Here is a 24,045-nt window from a genome sequence, read left to right as displayed (position 1 = left end):
ATAATGCGTTGTGGAGCTTTGCCGATCATGAGTGTACCCTGTTCGTCACTTCGTCGTCCGTCCGAGCTGCTTGGCTGTACTGAGCAGTCCGCAGGCAGCGAAGATGTCCTGTCCACGGCTGGCCCGGATGGTGGTGAAAATGCCATGATGGGTGAGATAGTCGCGGAAATTCTCCATCTTCTTCTCGTCGGAGCTGTGCAGCGGCACATTTGGAATCTGATGGAATCGGATGAGGTTTATGCGGCAGTTGAGGCCCTTGAGCAGATGCACAAGTTCCTTGGCGTGTGCCGTGGAGTCGTTGAGCCCGTCGAAGACGATGTACTCGAACGACAGCCGTCGCTGGTGCGTGAAGTCGTAGTTGCGCAGCAAGTCGACGACATCGGTTATCGACATACCCCTCTCGGCGGGCATGAGCTCGGATCGCTGCTCAGGGAACGGCGAGTGCAGACTGATGGCCACGTGGCACTCACTCTCGTCGAGGAAGCGCTGCAGCTTTCCTTTCACGCCAACGCTGCTGACGGTTATACGCTTAGGGCTCCACGCGTAGCCGTAAGAGGCTGTAAGGATGCCCGTTGCGCGCAGTACGTTGTCGAGGTTGTCCATCGGCTCGCCCTGGCCCATGAATACAATATTCGTTATCTTGTCGCGTTCCGGCAGCGAATACAGTTGGTTGAGGATGTCGGTGGCACTGAGACTGCCCTGAAATCCCTGCTTTCCCGTCTGACAGAAGAGACAGTTCATCTTACAGCCCACCTGCGACGATACGCACAGCGTTGCGCGGTCGTCCTCGGGTATGAACACCGTCTCGACGAATTTGCCGTCGTCGGTTGGGAAGAGGTATTTTATCGTACCATCCTTGGAGTGCTGCGCGTCGATGGGGCTCTTGGCGCCAATATCGTAGGTGGCTTTCAGGGTTTCGCGGTTCTTTTTCGATATGTTTGTCATCTCGTCGATACTGCCAACGTGCTGATCGTAAAGCCATTTGGCCATCTGCGCACCGGTGAATGCCGGCATGCCAGCCTCCTTAGCCACGGCACGAAGCTCGTCGAGAGTCAGTCCGAGAAGATGTCTTTTCAGTCCGTCCATTTCTTCTTATATATTTAAATGTAGTGCAAAGATAACACTTACACCACACAAATGCAAGAAATGTAGCTGTTAATGTTCCTTAACGAGCCGCTGGCGAGCCGTTGCAGCCTTGGAAATACGTCCCACATCGGAGGCGGATAGCCCCCTCATGCCATTCAATTCCGTGGCCAAAGGATAGCTCTTCCTATTGGAAATCGATGCGTACAATACGATGGAAGTTAGCCGTCTGAGTGTAAAAATATTTCGAATTGACTTTCCGTAAATATCGTCTTTCTAATTAGCTGATATTCACCGGCTTAGCAAAACGGCCTTTTTGGCGTTGCGAAATGGACCGTTTCAGGCTGCGAAATGCTTTGTTTGATTGTAGCTCGATGAAATATTTGATATAATACATTTATTATTAGATTGTTAGCGATTGACGGATATATGTGTGAGGGTGTAAAGATATTTTGATTTTTGGAGAAACGTAGCAGAAACGTTGCACTTTTAAGGGAAGTCCGCTAAGATAGGGGGATTTTAGCGGAGGAGGCGGCAAGTTGTAACTTGCCGAACAGAGCGATAGATAACCATAAGAATGAAGTATAGGCCTCAGATAGAGGGGGATGAGGTTGTACAGAAGCCGACGATAGATAACCATAGGGATGAAGTATAGGAGGATATAGGGAATCATAGGCGGGATATAGGAGGATATAGGGAATTATATGCAGATGGATATGGAATTGTCCGTCGGTAGAATGCGGACGGGAATTTGGTTTTCCCAGGAAGGACTAAAGGCCAAGGTCTTTGAGCTGGTCTTTTGCGAGATTGAGTTGTTTGCCGTCGTTGTCGTTATCGACGATGGTGAGGGACTTTATGGTAATTTCGGTTTCCTTCTTTGTGTATTCCTTGTCGAGTTCGTTGAGGCGGTCTTCCTCAGCGATGGGACGGTTGGCATCGGCCGTGATGGTCGTGGAGGAATATTTGGGTACGAGGAACGGAAGATACTTTGCGACAGCCTCAACGCGTGAGCCGGGTTCGAGTTTCATAAGATCTTTGCGTAAGGTGTTGTCAGGAGCGTCTGGATCGTTGTTGAGATATGGGAGAATGATGGACTTAACCCAAGTTTGACGCTCTAATGTTTTTTTTCAGAATTTTTTCCAGTGTTTATAGGGGTTTGCGTGGTCAAACTGCTCAAAATCGCAATGTAGAACACAGCAATGTCGTAGGGATTGCTTATCTTTGCGGCATGAGTTTTACGTCCCAAATACGTTACAACCCACAGACGTGTAAAGACGAGAAGTATTACCGTCTGAAGGAGTCCTATCGCGATGCCAGCGGTAGGGTATGTACTTTGATATTGCTCAATGTCGGGTTTATACATGACCTATCCCCAGAGCAGATAAGAGATGTTGCGCGTGGACTGACGTATCTGTACAATCACCAGAAGGATGTCCAACTTTGGGATGAGAAACTGCAAGGTTACTCGGAAGTGGTTCGTGACAGAGTGCATGCGTACTGGGCCAGACTTGTCGAGGAGGAAAAACTTGATATTGTGGGCAACGCCTACGAGAGAAGCAAGTCCAAGGCCAGGAAACGGATAGATGTTGACACTATGAGGCATACAGACGCAAGGGAAGTCGGCTGCGAATGGCTATGCCTGCAAACGATTCGTAAACTTGGTCTGGATACATTTCTCCGTTCTTTGGGATGGTCTGAGGACAAGGTGAAGGTCACTTTGGCCCATCTTATTACGAGGGCGGCCTATACTCCGTCCGAATTAAAGTCAATATCCATTATAAAAGAGAACTCTGCAGTGTGCGAACTCCTTGACCTTCCTATGGCCAAAATAACTCCAAGGAGGATATATCGAGTTGCCGATGACCTTTATTCCATAAAGGATAAGCTTGAGAAGTATCTTTGCCACAAGACCGACGACCTCTTCAAACCGACCAACCGCATTATGCTCTTCGATCTCACCAACTTTTATTTTGAGGGACGCAAGACCGGCAGCAAGAAGGCTGCCTTTGGCCGTTCAAAGGAGAAACGCAGCGACTGCAAGCTGCTTGTCCTCGCGCTATGCATCAATACTGACGGCTTCATACGTTACAGTGCGGTACTGGAAGGCAATACCGCCGATCCAAAGTCACTTCCCAACATGGTGGACGAGCTTATTGCTGAGAATCCGGCCAAATGTCCCGATAACGAGGGAGTGCTTGTAGTCATTGACGCAGGTATCTCAACTGAAGATAACCTCAAGACTATAAGGGACAAAGGATACAACTATCTTTGTGTATCCCGCAAAGCTCTTACCGAATACACCACCCCCGAGAATGCTCCCAAAGTCACAGTTTGCGATTGCTTGAAGCGCGAGATAACGCTTCAACGCGTAACAACGGCCAAGAATGACGACTGTTACCTCAAAATAGACTCTCCTGCAAAAGCGTTGAAGGAAGAATCCATGAACCGCAAATTCCGTGAGCGTTTTGAGGAAGGGTTGAAAAAAATCAGAAAGAGTACCCAATCAAAACACGGGATAAAAAACTACGGCAAGGTACAAAACAGGATCGGTGCCCTGCAAGGAAAATATCCCTCTATAAGCCGATATTACAATATAAAAGTTGAGGATGACGGACACGACAAAGTCGCTTCTATGACATGGGAGGTCAACATCCCGGACAAGGTGGAATACGGAACATACTTCCTCAGAACCAATGTGAAGAAATTAGATGAGGAAACGACCTGGAACTACTATAATCTTATACGTGAAATAGAATGCTCCAACCGGCAGCTCAAAACCGACCTCAGCCTCAGGCCCATATACCACCAGACTGACAATAGGGCAGACGCACACCTTTTCTTAGGGCTGCTGGCTTACTGGATAGTAAACACCGTGCGCCATCAGATGAAGGTTGCCCGGCGAAAGCAAGGCAAGGATGAGCATGGGCGGGAGCGTTCGACACCGTACTGGTCGGAGATCATGCGGATCATGAAGACTCAAAAAGCAGTTACTACCACAGCAGTAAATGCGCTTGGAGAGGCTGTCGAGACCAGACTGTGCAGTGTGCCTACAGATAGTGCAGCTGAAATCTACGAGTTGTTGAAAATCAGTAAAGTGCCATTTAAAAAAATAAAAATCTGTAGAACACAGTAGGACTTTTTAAAAACACTAAATTGCTGATACAGAACAACTAAGCAAAATACGATGTCAAAGTTGGGTTAAGACGGTCGCGGACGTTTCCGTACTTATTCTTTGTGCCTGGTTTGCGGCCTGATGTTGCGGGCTTGGGTGAGCCTTTGACGAACTGGCCTTTGGCATTGCGGGTTGGCGATGCGGTTTTTTCGGTGCGTGAGTCTGCCTTTGAGGAGGATTTTGTTATGGCAGACTTCGTTTTAGAGGATGATTTTGCGGCAGACTTGGGCTGAGAAGACTTTGATGAGGCCTTCTTAGATGCTGTTGTGGGTTTTTCGGTCACTTTATCGTTGATTGATTTTGTCATGTTGGTTTTGCTTTTTATGATTAGAGGTTAAAGGTAATAGATTATTTTTGTGGGTAAATCATAAAAAGTAGAACTATGGGAATGATAGGATCTTTGGCAGGCAGCGCAATCAGTATAGGTGGCGGGCTGCTGGGTGCCAAGGCCCTCAATAAGGGCTATCGTCAGCAGCAAGAGATATTCAACAGCAGAATGAATGACGTCAGGGCGCACAGAGACGTTGTATATTACCAGGACCCGTCGCAGAGTGCCGAGAACCAGGCAGCCGTTGCCAACGCTCAGCAGGTGATGGACGAGGCTAACAAGCGTGCGCAGGCTACAAGCATCGTTGCCGGTGGCACCGATGAGAGCGCAGCACTCGCCAAGGCGCAGTCGGCGGCTACCGTAGGTAATATGATGCAGCAGGCAGCCGTAAACGGGCAGTCGCGGAAAGACACGGCATGGAGCTCTGCTGACTCACAATTAGACACGTTCAGCAAGTATTTGGCGGACAGTAAGCTGGCACAGGCGGCTGGCAAGGCTAAGAGCATACAGGACGCGGCAGGAGAACTGGCAAGCGCAGCGAACAAGATGCCGTGGTAAGTATAGGGGCTATAGAAACTATAGGGAGCTATAGGTATCCATAGGGGCTATATGGGCTATAGGAAGCCATAGGAGGAGATAGGGCGACGGATTGTAATCCGTCGAACTGAACGGCAAGGATAGGGGGGAAAGAGAACGATAAAAAGCAAAGATATGAGCGTAGACGAAAACAAGAAAAAGATCGTGACGGACGACGGAGCCGGACAAGGAAAGGCTGCTGGCAGTGAAGGAACTACGGCTTCTGGTGGTAGCGAAGCTGCTGCAATGCAGCAGCCTACTCAACCGAGCGGAACGGCAAAAGGCACGGCTGGCAATGGTGGACTGGCGAACGGAACCGCTGATAACAGCGGGACGGTGGCACAGGACGGAGCAGATGTTACGGGGACGCATGGTAGTGATGCTCCAGTTGGGGCAGCAGCCACTGCCACACAGACCACGGGCAGTGGTCCGGATTCAGCCACACAGACTACAGGTAACACGGCGGCTACACAGACGGCAGGGGCAGCGACACAGAACGCGGACGCTCAGCAGGCAGCGGGAGGCGTGGGTAATATTGGTGTGAGTTCACCGCAGCAGACTGTTAGTGGACTACCGAATTTTCAGATACAATATTTTGCGCCTGGCAAAGATGGGGAACTGGTAGCACCAACGCTGAAGATGACACCAGGACAGCAAGCACCGATGGCAGGTCCGGGAGATATGCCACTACCACAGTCACAATCATCTGATGATGCAGCTGCATCGGCTATTGCTGACAAGAGCAGGCAGTTCACGATGAATAGCCGTGTTGTCGGTCAGCACTTAGCTGACTGGGCGAAAACACGGTTTCTTGACGCCGTCAAGAATGGAGACAAGAGTATCGCTGCATATATGGACGACTACAATAAGTGGGCGCGTGAGAATGGCAAAGAACCACTCGACGTGCTCACGATGTATGAGGCCATGAAGGACCGCGACATCACCAAGAGCTACGGCCAGAACACGAAAGAGAGCAAGAAACTGCAGCGTCAGCAACGATGGGAGCAGATAGGAAACCTGCTCATGCACCTTGGTAACTTTGTCGGTGCCGTAGCCGGAGGACCTACTGCTAAATACGAGTCGGGCGAAGATCTGACCAAGAGGCAGCAGGCAGTCAAAGACGCAGTGCTGAAACAGAACGGCGACCCGAAGAATATACTTGCCGAGATATGGAAGGAGCGTGCCGATAAGCGTAAGGAAGAGCTCAACGTCGCCAACCGCTTGCTCATAGGGACTAAGCAGGCTACAGAGGAAGCGAGAAAGGCGAAGATCGAAGGTGACACCGCGAATGCAAAGGCGCAGTCGGATGCTAATGTAGCGCTGAAAGGAGCGCAGAAAGAGCAGTCGGAGTCGGCGAAGAAACAGAATGATGCCAATACTAAGCTCATCAGTGAGAAGACGCAGACGGAGAGGACGTTGCGACCGTTTAGGAAGGCATATATACAAAGTGGGACGAGAGCACGTAATGCGAGTGCAAATGCAAGTAACGCAAGCGCAGAGAAGAGCCGTGCTACAGCTAATAAGGAACGGTCCGAGACATATCAGTTCCCTGCCATGGACGAAAATGGCAGATTGCACTATTTCTCAACGAAAGCAGCAGCTGATAATTACGCTCAGCAGCATGGCACATACGAATTTAACCCAAGTTTGACGCTCTAATGTTTTTTTTCAGAATTTTTTCCAGTGTTTATAGGGGTTTGCGTGGTCAAACTGCTCAAAATCGCAATGTAGAACACAGCAATGTCGTAGGGATTGCTTATCTTTGCGGCATGAATTTTACGTCCCAAATACGTTACAACCCACAGACGTGTAAAGACGAGAAGTATTACCGTCTGAAGGAGTCCTATCGCGATGCCAGCGGTAGGGTATGTACTTTGATATTGCTCAATGTCGGGTTTATACATGACCTATCCCCAGAGCAGATAAGAGATGTTGCGCGTGGACTGACGTATCTGTACAATCACCAGAAGGATGTCCAACTTTGGGATGAGAAACTGCAAGGTTACTCGGAAGTGGTTCGTGACAGAGTGCATGCGTACTGGGCCAGACTTGTCGAGGAGGAAAAACTTGATATTGTGGGCAACGCCTACGAGAGAAGCAAGTCCAAGGCCAGGAAACGGATAGATGTTGACACTATGAGGCATACAGACGCAAGGGAAGTCGGCTGCGAATGGCTATGCCTGCAAACGATTCGTAAACTTGGTCTGGATACATTTCTCCGTTCTTTGGGATGGTCTGAGGACAAGGTGAAGGTCACTTTGGCCCATCTTATTACGAGGGCGGCCTATACTCCGTCCGAATTAAAGTCAATATCCATTATAAAAGAGAACTCTGCAGTGTGCGAACTCCTTGACCTTCCTATGGCCAAAATAACTCCAAGGAGGATATATCGAGTTGCCGATGACCTTTATTCCATAAAGGATAAGCTTGAGAAGTATCTTTGCCACAAGACCGATGACCTCTTCAAACCGACCAACCGCATTATGCTCTTCGATCTCACCAACTTTTATTTTGAGGGACGCAAGACCGGCAGCAAGAAGGCTGCCTTTGGCCGTTCAAAGGAGAAACGCAGCGACTGCAAGCTGCTTGTCCTCGCGCTATGCATCAATACTGACGGCTTCATACGTTACAGTGCGGTACTGGAAGGCAATACCGCCGATCCAAAGTCACTTCCCAACATGGTGGACGAGCTTATTGCTGAGAATCCGGCCAAATGTCCCGATAACGAGGGAGTGCTTGTAGTCATTGACGCAGGTATCTCAACTGAAGATAACCTCAAGACTATAAGGGACAAAGGATACAACTATCTTTGTGTATCCCGCAAAGCTCTTACCGAATACACCACCCCCGAGAATGCTCCCAAAGTCACAGTTTGCGATTGCTTGAAGCGCGAGATAACGCTTCAACGCGTAACAACGGCCAAGAATGACGACTGTTACCTCAAAATAGACTCTCCTGCAAAAGCGTTGAAGGAAGAATCCATGAACCGCAAATTCCGTGAGCGTTTTGAGGAAGGGTTGAAAAAAATCAGAAAGAGTACCCAATCAAAACACGGGATAAAAAACTACGGCAAGGTACAAAACAGGATCGGTGCCCTGCAAGGAAAATATCCCTCTATAAGCCGATATTACAATATAAAAGTTGAGGATGACGGACACGACAAAGTCGCTTCTATGACATGGGAGGTCAACATCCCGGACAAGGTGGAATACGGAACATACTTCCTCAGAACCAATGTGAAGAAATTAGATGAGGAAACGACCTGGAACTACTATAATCTTATACGTGAAATAGAATGCTCCAACCGGCAGCTCAAAACCGACCTCAGCCTCAGGCCCATATACCACCAGACTGACAATAGGGCAGACGCACACCTTTTCTTAGGGCTGCTGGCTTACTGGATAGTAAACACCGTGCGCCATCAGATGAAGGTTGCCCGGCGAAAGCAAGGCAAGGATGAGCATGGGCGGGAGCGTTCGACACCGTACTGGTCGGAGATCATGCGGATCATGAAGACTCAAAAAGCAGTTACTACCACAGCAGTAAATGCGCTTGGAGAGGCTGTCGAGACCAGACTGTGCAGTGTGCCTACAGATAGTGCAGCTGAAATCTACGAGTTGTTGAAAATCAGTAAAGTGCCATTTAAAAAAATAAAAATCTGTAGAACACAGTAGGACTTTTTAAAAACACTAAATTGCTGATACAGAACAACTAAGCAAAATACGATGTCAAAGTTGGGTTAATTATGCCACTTCTGAGACCACGGATAATATGGGAGGTGAAAAATCAACGAGAGCTCCGCATGGCGGGCATGCTCGAATTGGCAGCAGCAAGAAGAAAATCAATGGTTTTGGTGGTAAGAAGAAGATTAAAGGCTTTGGCGGACATTAGTAGTAACAATTAGAAACTATAAAAGATGGCACAATCGGGAGACAACATAAAGAATCTATACGACGCTCTGAAAGACGAATACGACCTTGGCAGTGAGCAGGACTTCCGCACGTCGATGAGCGATAAGACAAACAGGCAGAACCTTTATATAAAGAAACCTCCATTTGAGACACTATACAATTTGGCCCTTGCTTTGCCGTTTCTGGCTTAGCAAGGGCTTTCTTTCGTAGAAAGCCCGTTTAAACTTCCCCTTGTTTTAGTCTCTGCATAATTATTTTTGCCAATATTATTGGTAATTTCTTGCAGATATGGCCATTTATTTGTACCTTTGTATAGTTCTTTTAATTATATAGATACTATACATATTTATGGCTATTCCAGAAGAGATAAAGTCAGTCGCCCGCCCCAAAAGTACGATAGTCCGACAGAGAGGCAGTCGTTTTGTCGTCATAAAAAGGACGAGCAAAAGAATTAACGGGAAACCTATCCCCGTAGACCAAGGAACGGTAGGAGAAATTGTAAACGGCAAGTTTGTCGAGGGCTCATATATGCGCAAGAAAAATCAAGTGGATATTAAAGATTATGGAGAGGTGGCTCTCTGTGACAAGTACGGCAGTGGACTTCTTCAAGAACTCGCCAAGGTTTGGAATCTCGACGATGCAAAGCGCCTCTATGTCATTGCCTTGCTCCGTGCTTCATATGGAGGCATCATGAACCGTGACTTGCAGATACAGTACCTCTGCTCATTTGCATCAGAGATGTATCCGGGAGTGCATTTGTCTGAGACGGCAGTGTCCGGGTTTCTTGTGAAGATAGGCAAGGCGTACTCCCTTATCTGTGAGTTCATGCGCAATAGGGTGAACACCTTTACCGGCGGTGACATGGTTATCGATGGCATGCTCAAGGACTACAATGCCAAGACGGGGAGTCTGTCGGAGTTCTCGCGCAAGGGAGCGAAGAAAGGCTCCAAAGATATCAGCTTGCTGTATGCTTTCAACCCATTGACGCGTGAGCCCATAGCGGCAAAGCCTTACGCAGGCAACATGCTGGATCAGACGGCGATAGACGACTTTGTAGCGGAGTATGAGATTAAGAATGGTCTGATGGTATTCGACAAGGGTTTCTACAACGACAAGCTTTTTGAGAAAGTCGACAAGATGGAAGGACTGGCATACCTGATACCGTTGAAGCAGAATTCGGCGTTCATAAAGAATTACAAGATGGATGAGCCGACAATGCCATTGAAAGACTATAAGGACGGAACGATTCTATACAAAAAGCAAAAAATGTCAAACGGCAAGTTCCTCTACTCTTTCCGCGACCCGAAGGCAGCCTCCGAACAGGAGATTGGATATGTGCAGAATGCCAACAAGAAAGATAACTTCAAGGCAGAAAGCTATGTCGAGAGGAAAGGTTTATTCGGTCTGATTGTCTTCAAGTCAAAAGCTGACCTTGACCCATTAACCGTCTATTTAGCCTATTCCCAGCGATGGTCTGTGGAGACTCTGTTCTGGCTATACAAGAATATCGTTGACCGTGACACGGTAAACGTGCATTCCGACTACAGCGTATATGCCACCGAACTGATTAATTTTCTCTCCGTCGTCATAACGACAAGGGTTAAAAATGAGTTTGTCAAGCTGGGGCTAAGCAAGAAATATTCTTACAAGGCTATATTCAGATACCTTTCAAAATACAAGAAGGTGAGAACCAAAGATGGTGGTAAATGGGGTACGGCAACCATGCTTAAATATATAGAAGAGCTAGTTGCTATGCTTGGTGTATAGTGTCTCAAATGGAGGTTTCTTTATTTATAACACTATCAAAGACGAATACGACCTCGGAACAGAGGCGGACTTTGACAAGGCAATGGGGTATGATGAAGCCGTGAAGCAGAATACGGCTGCGAAAGCAGCACCTGTAGCGCAGCAGACGACTCCAAAGACGGCGCAGTCTACTGCGACGAACGGAACGGCGATGGTTGCGGCAGCGACAAATAAGGGGCAAGATAAGCAAGGAGACGAAGGGCCCGGACTGTTGGAGACTGCTTTTGGTGGCGGTAAGGTTGCAGGGCCGGAGGCGCGCAAAACAACTGATGAACCAGAGAAGATTGATGAGCTTGCGATCAAATATCAGCGACTGATGAAAGAGCAGAACCGCAATATTGCTGACTACGGCCGTTACTACAACCAAGCGCTTGGCGAAATGGATAAGATGCCGCAGCAAGGTGGCACCATCTATGCCCCTGTGGCAAGATACCAGGAGCAGCTTATCGCCGACTGGCTACAGAAGGCGAGTCCGGCTGAGACAGAAAAATATAACTCGGATCCGAACTTCGCACAGCAAAAGAACTGGGAGATCTTCAATCAGGCACAGCAGGTGCAGGGCGAGTTCTATAAGCGCAAGGCGGCAGAAATGGCGCACAACCTTGTTAATAAAGTTGATGGCGGTACTCCCGATGAGATACAAGAGAACCTCCGAGAGGCATACTTCAATAAGAACAACGTCTACGACATCAATAAAGTGTCGAACTTCCTGAGAATGCAGGGTGATGAGAACGACAAGAACCCGTATCTGTATTATCGCCGTTTCATACAGAACTACTACATGCCGGCAATCCAGAACGCACTGAAAGAGAAATTCAAAGGTCTTACGCTGACAGCCCCCGGACTCAGTTGGGATATGAACGATTTGACCGGCAGCGAAGGCAAGAGCTACGACGAACGGTGGATGAACGCCGACGAGCGGGATGCGTATGACGCACTGTTGAAGCTGTTCCATAGTGATTTGGATAAACTCGACAAGGAAGGTGCAGCCGCTTTCACCAAGCAGTATGGTCAGGAGACCTCTGAGAATATGGTTCTCGGCGGCAGGGAAGGTCATGCCATGCAGGTAGGAGCCGGAGGCAACGCCTTACGTGCACGTAACTATGCCGCAGACCCGAAGAAAGCCGTAGACGACGTACTAAACAAACTATACGCTAACAGCGGTGGTGGAAACGGTGGTGGAAACGGTGGTGATGATATCGACCGTGAGGCTATCGGCAAGCTGCTGTACAGGAACATGATGAAGTATCTCGTTGATCGACGAGTGCCGCAGAGCAAATGGGGCTATGTGCTGCAGGGCTTTGCCGACAGTGATTTGGGTGAAGTGTTCAAGACGCTGATAAAGACGCAATATGATCGATATCTTGATAAGTTGGCAAACGACAAATATGTGAGAAACCTCAACGGCTTCACCGGCTTGCTGGCCGAAGGTGGCCATGAGGCGACGAAGTTCCTTGGTGATGCCTGGGAATACTGGCTTGGCGGCAAGGCTGGTAACGCCATTACCAAAGCGGTAAGGAAACGTGCCATTGCCGGTATCACTGCTGACCTCACAGCCAAAGGCATCATGGAGTCAGAGGCGAAGAACATTGCTGTCCGCATTGCCAACGCGAGGACCAAGACGGCCGCAGAGAAAGCGTTTATACACTCACTCAGCGGTGCCGCTACGCTCGGTTCGGCCGGAGCCATCAGCGGTGGTGTACAACAGATACTTACTCCGGCAGGAGGAGCGAAGAAAGCAGAGATACAGGAGCGTAGAGCCGGTGGCGAGAAGATCAGTCCAGAGCAGGAGAGGCAGGAGATAGCACAGGCCAATGCCTTGGCACATTCAGCAGGAGCTGTCGTCAAAAGTGCCGGTGGCGCAGCGGTGAGTGACGCAGCCAGCGGTGCGTTGTTCGGTACTGGTGCGTTAGCCGGTGATATGGCAAGTAAGGCCGCGAGCAAGTACTTTGGAGACCTTACGAGCGAGGCCGTGGGATACGCAGCTAAGCTCAACACGAACGCCGCAGCAGCTACGGCAATGGGACAGATGGAAGGAGCGATAAGCGGACAGCAGCCTGAGGGAAGCATTGCACAGCAGTTCGCACGCAACGTGGTAAACTTTGCAATGCTTGACGGTTTGAACTATGCTCCGAAGATGCTCAACAGACACCCCGTTAGAAACTATCGGCAGTGGAAGGAATACGAGCGGTCGACAGGTATCAGCGAGGAAGATGAGGCACGGATGCGCGATGCAGGCTACGGAGACCTTATAGACACCGTAGACGGACTCGTTAGCGACAGATTGAGGAATAGGGCGGCGCAGTCTACTGCGCCGAACGGAACGAAAGACAGAGCCGTTGCGAAGAGAGAGCCGGGAAATAGCGAGAAAGTGCAGCAGGAGACGAAGATCAACGAGGGCATGCTGAAACTTCTCGCAGATCCAAGGCTACCGGAGGAGCTGAAGAGGAAGTACTATATAGTCGTTACTGGTGACACGAGCAGGCAGTTGTCGCCTATCGTAGCATCAGAGGTCAGTACGGACGACGATGGCAAGACAAGACTCGTTACGTACAACAAGAATGGTGGTGTCGTCAGCGACAGAGAGTACCGCAACGAGAAAGCCGCCAAAGAGGCACAAGAGAAGATTGGCCATGAGCAGGACGAGAACCTGACACAAGCACTGCAACAGAATGTATATGCAAAGGATGCTGACAGTGTGATGAAGGAGGCCTACGATGCAGCCGCACAAGTGTACAACAACGGCGGAAGTCTCAATACCGGCCAACGAACGCTTATATACCTCTATCAGCACAAACCACAGCTCGATAAGGCACTACAGGCCATGGCAAGCGGTGAGCCGCTAAGCGATGAAGACCGCAAGCTCGTCAGCCTTCTCAACACTGTACAGGGAACACAGTATAAGATGAATGGTACCGTTCCACGCATAGCCAACGACGTAGAGGAGGACTACGGGCTTGGCACTGATGGGCTGAAAGCCGCGAGAGAAGGTCATACTGAGAAAGAAGCGAAGAAGATCAGCGCCGAGACCGGCGAGGAGATTGTACATGTCGGCGGAGATGTATGGCGCACCCGCAACGAGGATGCCGCTGTTAAGGAGTACCAGCGCAGACTGTTTGATTACTCAACAAACGTCGAGGAGGGCAAAGACGTAGAGATGCCAGAGCCGAAGGGACTGCCCGGGGAGGCAGAAGGCGAGGCGGCGCAGTCTACTGCGCCGAACGGAACGGAGCCACCTACAGACGGAGATCAGCCGCCTACTGACCAACTGCAGCAAGGTGAAGGTCAGCCGAGCAAGGTTCAGCAGATAAGGGCACAGGGCAGAGAACGCGGATCAGCGGTGATGGACGATGAGACCTTGCTGGACCAGTTGCAGTATGAGAGCGACTATGCCAACCAGCGGCTGGACAACGCTTTCCCTGATGGCGAATTGAGCGACTTCCGCGACGGGCTTGTTAAGGCCGTCGATGATGGCGACGATGATGCCATACAAACACTGCTCGATAAATACGACAGCAGACTCAGCCAAGAGCAGAAGGATGCTGCCATGAACTACGTAGAGAGTGCCGGTGCCATGGAAGGCATCGACGATACAATAGTGGCGAAGACGCAGCAGTACCAGACGCAGCGCAAGGAAGAGCTCGACCGCATCAGCGACCACAACGGCAATATCACCATGCTCACGCTCGCGGACGGCAGTAAGCTGTACTATATCAGCGGCGACCTGACGAACGAGTATGGCGGTGTTATTGCAACGGATGAATGGGGCAAGAGGCAGCAGATACCTGTAAGCAGCATCACCGGTGTAGGTGAAGTACAGAGCTCACAGGCTATCCTCGACAACGACACAAACAACTATGCCGCGGCCGTCGAGAAACACTTTATGGATATGGCCAACGGCCGCAAGATGTTGTCAGGACAGAGGACGACCATTAACATCGGCGGTGAGGATGTGAATGCTGTTTGCGATGGAACCCTCGACGATGGTACTGTGGTGTTAGCTCTTGACGACGGCAGTAAGATACAGATGAGCCCTGATGAGCTGAGTCAGACACGTGCGGCAGCGAGGAAAGCCAGTGTAGAGCGCAACCTCGCCGAAGCCGACAATTTCCGTGAGATGCAGGCACAGGAGGAGAGGTTCAAAAACGGCATCGACGACTATGGTACGTCGTCGCCAGATATCGGTGGCAAGGGCACCAAGCCAGAGGTAGCTGCTGAATATCTTCACGAGCAAGACAAGAAGAACGGCACCGACAGCAAAGCCACGCTTAAAGACATGGATCAGAGGCTGAAGACCACGCACTTCAACGAGCGACAGAGTAAACGCGAGATTGATCACATGCAAGACCTGCTGTCAGTCGCTGATGAAGGCAGCGAGAACTACGACCTCTATAAGCAGCGTATAGAGCAGTACACACAGCAACTTGCCGAGGATCAGCGCAGACAGCGGAAGATTGCCGAGGTGAGGAACGCCTACATGACTCCGAAAGAGAAGCAGCAGATGAAGATGGAGCGCATGGGTGCCATCGACAAAGCGAGAAAGGCCGCTGAGGAGGAACGGCGCAATGTATTGCGCCGCACGGGACAGAGTGAGGAAGAGCAAGTCAAGGTAGAAGGTATTGACAGCAAGAGCCTGTTGGGAAAATATAAGACCCAGGCGGAGGCCGACGCAGCCCTGCAGCAGCAACGCGACACCATTATGAAAGATTATCGTGATGGTGCCGGAACTGCTATTGCCGATATCCAGAATCAGCTGCGGGAATACGGTGACGGGCTGCGAGAACTCGACGATGATGAGCTGTCAGACCTTAGCAGCCGTTTGGTCGAGGCACAGCAGCAAGAAAAGCGTGCCATCGAACAGGCAAAGCAGATCAAGGCAGCCCAGCAGCGTTTGCCTCTCACATATAAGGACCGAAACAAAGAAGAAGTCGATAAATTGTCGCCGAGGGAGAAGCGTGCGCATATCTTGCAGGGGGCAAGAGATCCTCAGGACCTTCTCAGGAGGGCCAGGGAAGCCTATGCCGACAGTGATATGGTCGGCCGCCTCGACGATCTGGAGCCCGAAACCTTAGAAGAATACGTATCGCAGAACATCGGCTACGGGCAGTTCAACTGGGAAGGCAGCGGCACGGGCATTGCCCGCAAACGCGGCCTGAAAGAAGAACTTGGCCTGAAACGCGGCATCGGCCGCAACTACGACAGCAACGCCATCAATGCCTATCTTGCCCCTAAAGGACAGGGCGAGAGTGTTGATGAGGTCGCCCATGGGCTGTGGGAAGGCCGTCCGTCGAATATGGAGCAGTACGACACTCAGGACATGCGAAACATGGTACTGGAACTGTTAGGCAGCGGTGAGAGTGCACGCAGTATCAAGTACAAGACCATTCAGAACCGCATCGACGAGCTCGAGAGCTACGAACAGGCCCAGGAAGAGCAAGAGGAGTGGTACAGACTGCAGGCCGAGGAGGAAGAGCTCAAGCGTCAGATAGATGAAGATACATATAAAGACTATCTCGACACAATACATGCCGAGCTTGCTCCGTTATTTGATACAGTGAAGGACTTCCTCAACGGTCTTTATGCTGACGAGATAGCCATGGCCGAAGATGAGGCGCACGAGCAAGAAGAGGCATGGAACGAATACCTTGCCGAGAAAGAGAAACAGGAACAAGCCGCTGCCGAGCAGCGACGCACAAAAACTATAAACGATGGAACAGAAGAAACAGACGGTACAGGAGCAGTTGGCCGAGGCCGGACGCTGGATAAGCAGTCTGAGCCCGGAGGAGTTCAAACGCGAGGCAGTGAAGGCCAAGCACCTTTGCGAGGAGAAGAACCTGATAAGTCCCATGCTCCGTTGGAAGATCATGCACAACAGAGCGATGACCGAGGAACAACGGCTGCAGCGGCTGGCAATAGCTCAGCTGACAGAGGCATACTGGTACCGGAAGGAGCACAAGGAGTCCGTTTAAACAAAGACCAGGTTACAAGCCTCCTTAAAAACATGGAGGACAACGCGGAGACCTCTACAGAGTTAGAGCTTACTCCGGAAACATGGTCGGCCGTTTTTGACGAGAACAATTCCACTAACACCCCTTTGGGCCGTGTTAAGATGGGTGAAGGTCAGATTATGAAGTTCTTTATTAAAGGAAGGACGAAAGAATTTGGCATGGTTGGCCCTACCCTAAACGATCCTGATGTCATTATCGAAGAACCGAGCGAAGCTAAAGACGGCAATTCAGAGAGAGCGAGCAGCTATATATTCGTTAAGACATTCAATCGTAACGGTGAGAAGATAAAGTTCTATGCCTCGGTGACAGTTAAAAAGGACGGCATGGAAGTTTCTATAAGCAGCCATTACATGAACCCGAGTGCTGTTTCTCGCAGAATATTGGAGAATAACGTTATCTATATAAGAAAAGCGTTAATCCCCAACAGCTCTGACGGGCACTTAGCTGAACACCGTAATGGTGTGCCGGACCTCCTTCCTACGCAAGGGAATAACGCTTATTCTGATGCAAAGGTAGAAAAAACATCTGGAAGCATTGGCAAGAAATCGGAAAAAGTTGCTGAGGGGGAGAGAAATAGTGATAATAGCGCCGCTGCAGAGCAGCGTCCTACGGAACCGAGCGGAACTGGTAGCATAGGTACCACTGATAGTCCGGAGAAGGTAGAGTCAGAACGTCAGTCGGTGAACACTGAGCCTACCGAGGGTCAGAAAGAGGCCGGGAACTACAAGAAGGGGCATATTAAGGTTGATGGTTATGACATCACCATTGAAAACCCTAAAGGTAGTACCCGGAGCGGCAAGGACGCATCGGGTAAGGCTTGGAGTGTGCCTATGCACTATGACTACGGCTATATCAAGGGCACTGAGGGCGTTGACGGAGACCATATCGACGTGTACCTCAGCGACGATCCGACTAAGGGCAACGTGTATGTCGTTGACCAAGTAAACCAGAATGACGGCAGCTTTGACGAACATAAGGTGATGTATGGTTTCCCGAGTATGGAAGCCGCTATTGCCGCCTATAAGGGACAGTATGAAGATGGTTGGAAAGTCGGAACCGTTACCGAGGTGAGCCGTGAGGACTTTAAGAAATGGGTTGAGAGCAGTAAGCGCAAGACCAAGCCGTTTGCTGATTACAAGAGCATGGAGACCGCTGCCAAGCAGCAGCGTACAGAGCCGAGCGTCCCAGACATCAAGCCTATTGGCAGTGGAAATTTTGGACCTATCTATGACCAGTTCAAGGACAAGCCCAATGAGGCGATAAAGTTTCTTATGTCACAAAAAGACGGAGAGGCTTTAGGAGCGTTGCATCATAAAGAAATAGGTGCTATTTCAATTGTATGGGGTAACGCAAAAGCCGGTTTACAGAAGATAGCCCACAAGCATCCGGAGGTACTTGGCAATCTTCAAGAAATATTAGACGGAATGCATGTGGTACGGAGTTCTGATAACCGCGTTAAGTTGGAGTCAGGAACCCACTTCGCTGTCGTAAGCCGTGATTGGTTAGGTAAAGAACATACTCCGTGGTTGTTGACAGCTTTTGAGAAAAAAGAAAGCAGTGCCAACAACAATAGTATGGACACTGCTGAAACCTTGGATGGCAAGCGGAATGACACAGCTACTCCGCAAGACACTGCTTTCAATGGCAAAGATAGCAAAAAAAACAATACCAAGCAAGAGAAAGGTGAGAAAAATGGGACCACACAGCCGCTGACAGACATAAACAGCGTGATGAATGAGATTGAGACTCGTCAGTACATAGCGAAGTATGCAACGATGAAAGCTGCCGAGCTAAGGAAGCGTGAGCCAGACGAGTTGCTGACACTCGAAAGGAAAGAACTTGCCCAGGCAGATACAAACGAGCGGTTGGCTAAGATTGCCAAGGGAGAGAAGAGAGACAAGCTGCTCAACGATGTGAAGGCACACAGGGCCAACGCGGAGTTGGCGAAGAGAGTGAGAGAGGAAAAGGAGAAAGAAGCGGAGGACATCTGGGGTTTTCATCGTGCACCCTCACGTGTAGGCAGACTGACTAAACGTGAGATTGCGCTGAGAGACGCACTGAATGATGCCGTCAGAGAGACGGGCATTGAGGTGATTGAAGATGTGGAGGAAGGACAGCGTGTGCTGGATATGGCGAATGATGCTCTGTTGAGCAAGAGCAAAAAAAGAGCACTTGAAACCGCCTCCCCGAGCCTTAACGGAACGGATCATCAAACTGTCGTTTCAAGTACTCTTGGTGCAAAGGTATTAAAAGATTTGGATAATCTTGTAAATGAATATGAATTTAACAAAGGAAACAAGCCTAATACCTTCATAGGAGACCTCTCGAGGGCACTTGGGGCACAGAAACATGGGAGTAATAGTGAGTATGCAAACTTTGAAACAAAGAATGGCAGAGTGGTGACTATCCGCCTGTCCAATCACAATGCTAAGGTTTCCACCTTTGACAACCATAATGAAACTGATGGTATCAGTATTGTGATTACTGCCAACAGTAACGCTAAACTTACCAATGATGGCAATACTCATGTTACAGAATTCTACTACAATGCGCTTAAGCTTCGCCGTGCTGAAGGCAAGCCTTTGGCAGCTATTGTGCGTAGCATCAAGCAGGCATTGTACAGTGGTGAGTTTAATGACACGACAGGGCTTGCTGAGCGTCAGGAGGTGAACGCTGCTGATATTGTTAGGGAGCAGCGGGTGTATCATGGCAGCGGGGCAGACTTTGATGCGTTTGACAACAGCCACATGGGCGAGGGTGTTCAGGCTCATGGCTGGGGGACGTATGTAACAAAGAGCGAAAGTGTGGGGGAAAAATATGCCGTCAAGTCTGACAAGGCGACGGGATTGAAACGCTCGGAGCTCGAAAGTAACATCAGCCGTGCCGAAGAGCAGCTTTCCTACCTTCGTGGTGAGGTCAAGGCGGAAAAGGAGAAGGAAATCAAGGAATGGAAAGACGAGCTTGCCAATCTTGACGGGTCGAAATGGCTGTATACCGTGGAGATACCCGATGACACGGGCAATAATTACATTGAAGAGAAGCAATCACTTCAGGACCTGAAGCGTGGCGATATTTCGGAAAGAATAGACAAGGCGATGGACGAATACTTCGGCGTGAAGGACTCTTTTTACTCGTGGCGGCTGCCGGGCTGGGCGATGCGTGAAGAGTTCATACGCTTGGCGAAGGGCAGGCATCCTGAGATGAGCCGCGGAGAGGCTGATAGAAAATTCAGCGAGGTCCTTTCCTCGGCAGGTGTAGTGGGTGTCCACTACGACGGCCGCAAGGACGGTGACTGCTACGTTATCTTCAACGACAAGGACTTGAAGATTACGGGCAAGGTGAAGTTCTTCCGTACGCCGAACGGTGAGGCTTATGGATATACTGTAGGCGGGAAGATATACGAGGATCCGCGTATTGCTTCGAGTGACACGCCTATCCACGAGTACGCCCATCTGTGGGCAGCGATGCTGCGGAAAGTGAACCCGAAGGAGTGGGAAAACGTAATTAAGTTGATGAAAGACACCTGGGCGTGGGACTACGTGAAGAAGCTCTATCCTGACTTGAAGGCAGAAGATGAGATAGCTGATGAGGCCCTTGCCATGTTCTCCGGCAAGCGCGGAGCCGAGCAGGCGCGCAAGGCCATGGAAGAGTTCATGGAAGAGTCCATGGACGGCAAGGACGATCTGAAGACGGCAGCCAAGAAAGGCTTAATGCGGCTGAAAGAGGCCTTGTCGAAGTTCTGGAAGAATGTCTGCGATTTGCTGCATGTTCACTTCACAAGTGCTGAGGAGGTGGCAGGCAGAGTGATGTATGACATGCTGAGAGGATTCAAGTCGGATAATATTGATAGAGGCTATAGAGAGGATAGAGATTATAGCAAAGAAGAGGACAGTCAAAAAGACGCAGTCGTTCGATACCGTCTTGCTGATCCTGATGAGTCAGCGGTGCTTGATGACCAGCCGACGGTGAAGGTGTACAGAGCCATGCAGCTTATAGACGGCAAGCTTTATCCTCCTATGATGGCAGCCGTTAAAGGCAAGCTCGTTGAGCCAAGAGAGTTGGGACAATGGGAGATTGCTGATGAGCGCCCCGATATCATCGAGAATGTGAAGAAGAATAAGGCTGGTGAGGAAATAGGCTATGTGACGCTTGACAAAGGCAGCAAAGATTCCACTGGAAAGAAAGGCACACCCATTAAGGGTGTAGCCTATAACCCCTATTGGCATACATCGAGGAGCCCGTTGAATGACCAGTTCAAGAGCGCTTGGATCAGGCCGAATATTGTTACCGTAGAGGTGGAAGTTCCCGTGAGTGAGCTGAGAAGCGGTTACAGAGCTAAGTATGCCAAAGACCCCGTAGGCGAAACCGACTGGCACAGCGGAAGCGTTACCAAGCAGCTGACAGCCCAAGGGCATGCGCCGAGGAAGGTGATACTTAGCCGGTATGACAAGCCCGTAAAGGTGCTCAGTGCAGCAGAAACCGCCGAACGCATCATCGACTATATCGGCGACTATGACGTTACCATTCCTGAGAATGTTGTTACCCCACAGGTGAGAGTAGAGTTAGAGAAACGCGGTATCAAGATAGGCGCTCCGGAAAAGGGAGTGAAGAAAACTGAGCAGATACGTGAAGCCATCGAGCGCGGTCTGAGTGTGGACGCTGCTGCAATACAGCAGCCTACGGAACGAAGCGCAGAAACGGATTTCCATAATGTTGTCGATGCCATGTATACCGATCCTGACTTTGACAGGTCAAGCCACCTACGCGACCGTTATGATATAGGGCAGACTCCTGATTGGATGAAGAAGGTAGGCATTTCGGGTGATAACTTCTCGCTCTCATTCAAGAACATCAAGACGCATCAAGGCAAAGATGCTGATCATGACTTAACGCGAGAAGAATGGCATGAGATTCCTGGTGCTATTCAGCATCCATTCCTTGTCACCAAGTATAAAGGAGCTTCAGACCGCTTTCGCCTATACGTTAATATGTTACATAATGGACATTATGTTGCTGTAGGTATAGACGTGAAACGAGTGAATCAAGGAAAGGATAAGCCTATACTTGAAGTAAACAGTATCAAGACGGTTTTTGCAAAAGGAACAGAAAGAATAGCTGATGATGAAATCCCTGTAGCTGTAGACAAAAATATAACTCCCGAACAGCAGGCACTTCTGCGTGGACACAATTTCCACGAATATCCCACCATACAGGAGTTATCTATTGCAAAGTTAAGCAATAATTCTGAGAGTGATGTCAATAAAGGCGAAAATGTTTTAGGTAGTTCTGGAGAACGATATCGAAAAGGGAATGCTACGCACGAGTACAGCGAGAGCGAGCTGGAGGATATGCAGGATGCTGCTGAAGAGTTAGGAGAGGTCCTTGGCGATGTGCCGGTCAACGTAGAACATAACGGCAAGGACGGCATCAAGGGCAGTTTCAATAGCGAGGACAACAGTGTACATGTGAATATGGATGAGGCCGACGGCATAGAGGACGTAGAGGCAACCGTTTGTCATGAAGTGTTGGGACACTTCGGACTGAAAGCCCTTTTTGGCAGTAATGAGGCAGTTGATAAGTTCGGGCAGTTTATCTACGATAGTGCCAGCAAGGAGCTGAGGCGTAGGATTGTAGAACGTGCTGAGGAAGAGGGCTACGAGTGGACAGACCCGAAGAGATTTGCCAAAGCAGCTCAGGAAGTATTCTCCGATATCGCTGCTGATGGTCCTGCCACTGCCGACGAGTTCAGTCTTTGGCGCAAGGTGAAACACTATATCATCCAAGCGCTTAAACGCTTAGGCATCCGCGTTAGGGGACTGCTCAATGACCACGACCTGAGATACTATGTGCTAAAGACCGGTGAGGCCTTGAAGCGATGGAACGCGATGAGTGAAGAGGCACGTGCCGCTGCGGCAGATCCAGGCAGGATTATGTACCGTAGCGGCAAGCCACGGAAGCGCAAGGACGAAACCATGTCGCAGTACATACAGCGCTTGCAGAACTGGGAGCAGTGGCGTCAGGCCGAAGAGAGAGCCCGTGAGGCCAATGATCCGGCTCCGGAGAAGGACGACTACGACAAGAAGGCGCAAGAAGAATATAATGCCGCTGTCGACGCATGGCGCAAAGAGAATGGCATTGCCCCCGGTGACAAAGAGCCCGGTGCATTTCCAAAGCGCCGTGACGGCGAGAGCCCTCAGGACTATGCTATCAGAGTTGCCGACTACGAGTATGAGTTAGACAAATGGAAAGGCATCCCCGACGTCTTTATGTTCATGAAGAAGGCACAGGACGAGTACCATGCCGCTTATGAGGCATGGAAGATGCGCTACGACATTCACGAGATGGAGAGAGTCGACGAAAAACTGTACTCCGGAGACACCGGCAGTGACGAAGCTATCGATGAAGACGAGCACTACGACAAAATGGAAGTCGACACGGCCGTTGAGAAAGACATAGACCGTGAGATAGGTGAGGCCGTCGGTGTGGACACCAGTGCCGAAGGAGCACAGTATCACGCCAAACTTGCCGTTATAGAGCGCAGAAAGAACTTGGAGAGCGCCAGCGCTGAGGATGCTATCTTCATCCACGACCTTTGCAAGCAGATTGACGAGACCGCCAAAGAGATGGGTATGGACCCCAAGGACCTCCGTTGGAAACTTATCAATATCATCGAGCGTCCAATAGCTCAGGAAGCAGCAGAACAAGAAGTGACACGATGGGTGGACCTCCTTAACAAGATGCGACCATTCCAGGATGCCCACACTTTCATCACCGCTGATGGCGTTGAGGCAGCTAAAGCGGAACTCCGCGAGCTACAGAGGATGTACTACGTGTATGGTGAAAATCCGAACACAGATGAAGGTCGCAGGGCTGTCCATGATGCGGCTGTCGCCCTTGCCGACAAGCTCAACGACTACTACAGCAATGCCTCAGACTGCGAAACGGGCCGTTTGGGACTGCGAAACGGGCCGTTTGGCAACGCAAAACGATATGTATTAAAGAAACCTCCATTTGAGACACTATACAATTTGGCCCTTGCTTTGCCGTTTCTGGCTTAGCAAGGGCTTTCTTTCGTAGAAAGCCCGTTTAAACTTCCCCTTGTTTTAGTCTCTGCATAATTATTTTTGCCAATATTATTGGTAATTTCTTGCAGATATGGCC

At 49.9% G+C, this 24,045-nt stretch carries 10 protein-coding genes; 7 read left to right on the top strand and 3 right to left on the bottom strand.

The features are described from left to right. Positions 1 to 45: 45 nt before the first annotated feature. Together rlmN and LDN30_RS08455 are read right to left on the bottom strand one after the other, a co-directional pair. Entirely contained in the window at positions 46 to 1,086 is a 1,041-nt protein-coding gene (rlmN, locus tag LDN30_RS08460; protein ID WP_223926258.1) for a dual-specificity RNA methyltransferase RlmN, read from the bottom strand. A gap of 767 nt (positions 1,087 to 1,853) precedes the next feature. Further along, entirely contained in the window at positions 1,854 to 2,111 is a 258-nt protein-coding gene (locus LDN30_RS08455; protein ID WP_223926257.1) for a hypothetical protein, read from the bottom strand. A 200-nt stretch (positions 2,112 to 2,311) separates the two neighbouring features. On the opposite strand from LDN30_RS08455, the gene LDN30_RS08450 reads away from it, so the two are divergent. Then, a complete protein-coding gene (locus tag LDN30_RS08450; RefSeq protein ID WP_223929231.1) occupies positions 2,312 to 4,216 on the top strand; it encodes an IS1634 family transposase in 1,905 nt (634 codons plus the stop codon). A gap of 37 nt (positions 4,217 to 4,253) precedes the next feature. Here LDN30_RS08450 and LDN30_RS08445 read toward each other — a convergent pair whose 3' ends face one another. After that, a complete protein-coding gene (locus tag LDN30_RS08445; protein ID WP_223926256.1) occupies positions 4,254 to 4,562 on the bottom strand; it encodes a hypothetical protein in 309 nt (102 codons plus the stop codon). 75 nt (positions 4,563 to 4,637) lie between these two features. Between LDN30_RS08445 and LDN30_RS08440 the strand changes: the two genes are divergently transcribed. The 6 genes from LDN30_RS08440 (at position 4,638) to LDN30_RS08415 (ending at position 23,942) form a co-directional block, all read left to right on the top strand. After that, positions 4,638 to 5,141, top strand: a complete 504-nt coding sequence (locus LDN30_RS08440; protein ID WP_223926255.1) for a hypothetical protein — start codon at positions 4,638 to 4,640, stop codon at positions 5,139 to 5,141. 153 nt (positions 5,142 to 5,294) lie between these two features. Beyond that, the gene (locus LDN30_RS08435) at positions 5,295 to 6,818 is read left to right on the top strand and encodes a hypothetical protein (RefSeq protein WP_223926254.1); all 1,524 of its coding nucleotides are present in this window, start codon (positions 5,295 to 5,297) and stop codon (positions 6,816 to 6,818) included. Positions 6,819 to 6,928: 110 nt separating this feature from the next. Next, complete coding sequence (locus LDN30_RS08430; protein ID WP_223925324.1) at positions 6,929 to 8,833, top strand: IS1634 family transposase; 1,905 nt, start codon at positions 6,929 to 6,931, stop codon at positions 8,831 to 8,833. 242 nt (positions 8,834 to 9,075) lie between these two features. Then, positions 9,076 to 9,261, top strand: a complete 186-nt coding sequence (locus LDN30_RS08425; RefSeq protein WP_223929230.1) for a hypothetical protein — start codon at positions 9,076 to 9,078, stop codon at positions 9,259 to 9,261. A 157-nt stretch (positions 9,262 to 9,418) separates the two neighbouring features. Continuing rightward, on the top strand, positions 9,419 to 10,837 hold the full coding sequence (locus LDN30_RS08420; protein WP_223929004.1) for a transposase: 1,419 nt from the start codon (positions 9,419 to 9,421) through the stop codon (positions 10,835 to 10,837). Positions 10,838 to 10,919: 82 nt separating this feature from the next. Then, positions 10,920 to 23,942, top strand: coding sequence for a pyrophosphatase-like OB fold-containing protein (locus LDN30_RS08415; RefSeq protein WP_223929229.1), 13,023 nt, complete (start codon positions 10,920 to 10,922; stop codon positions 23,940 to 23,942). The last annotated feature ends 103 nt before the right edge of the window (positions 23,943 to 24,045 follow it).

This window comes from Prevotella lacticifex (assembly GCF_019973375.1).
Taxonomy (GTDB): Bacteria; Bacteroidota; Bacteroidia; order Bacteroidales; family Bacteroidaceae; genus Prevotella; species Prevotella lacticifex.
This window is presented reverse-complemented; position numbering and strand designations above follow the sequence as displayed.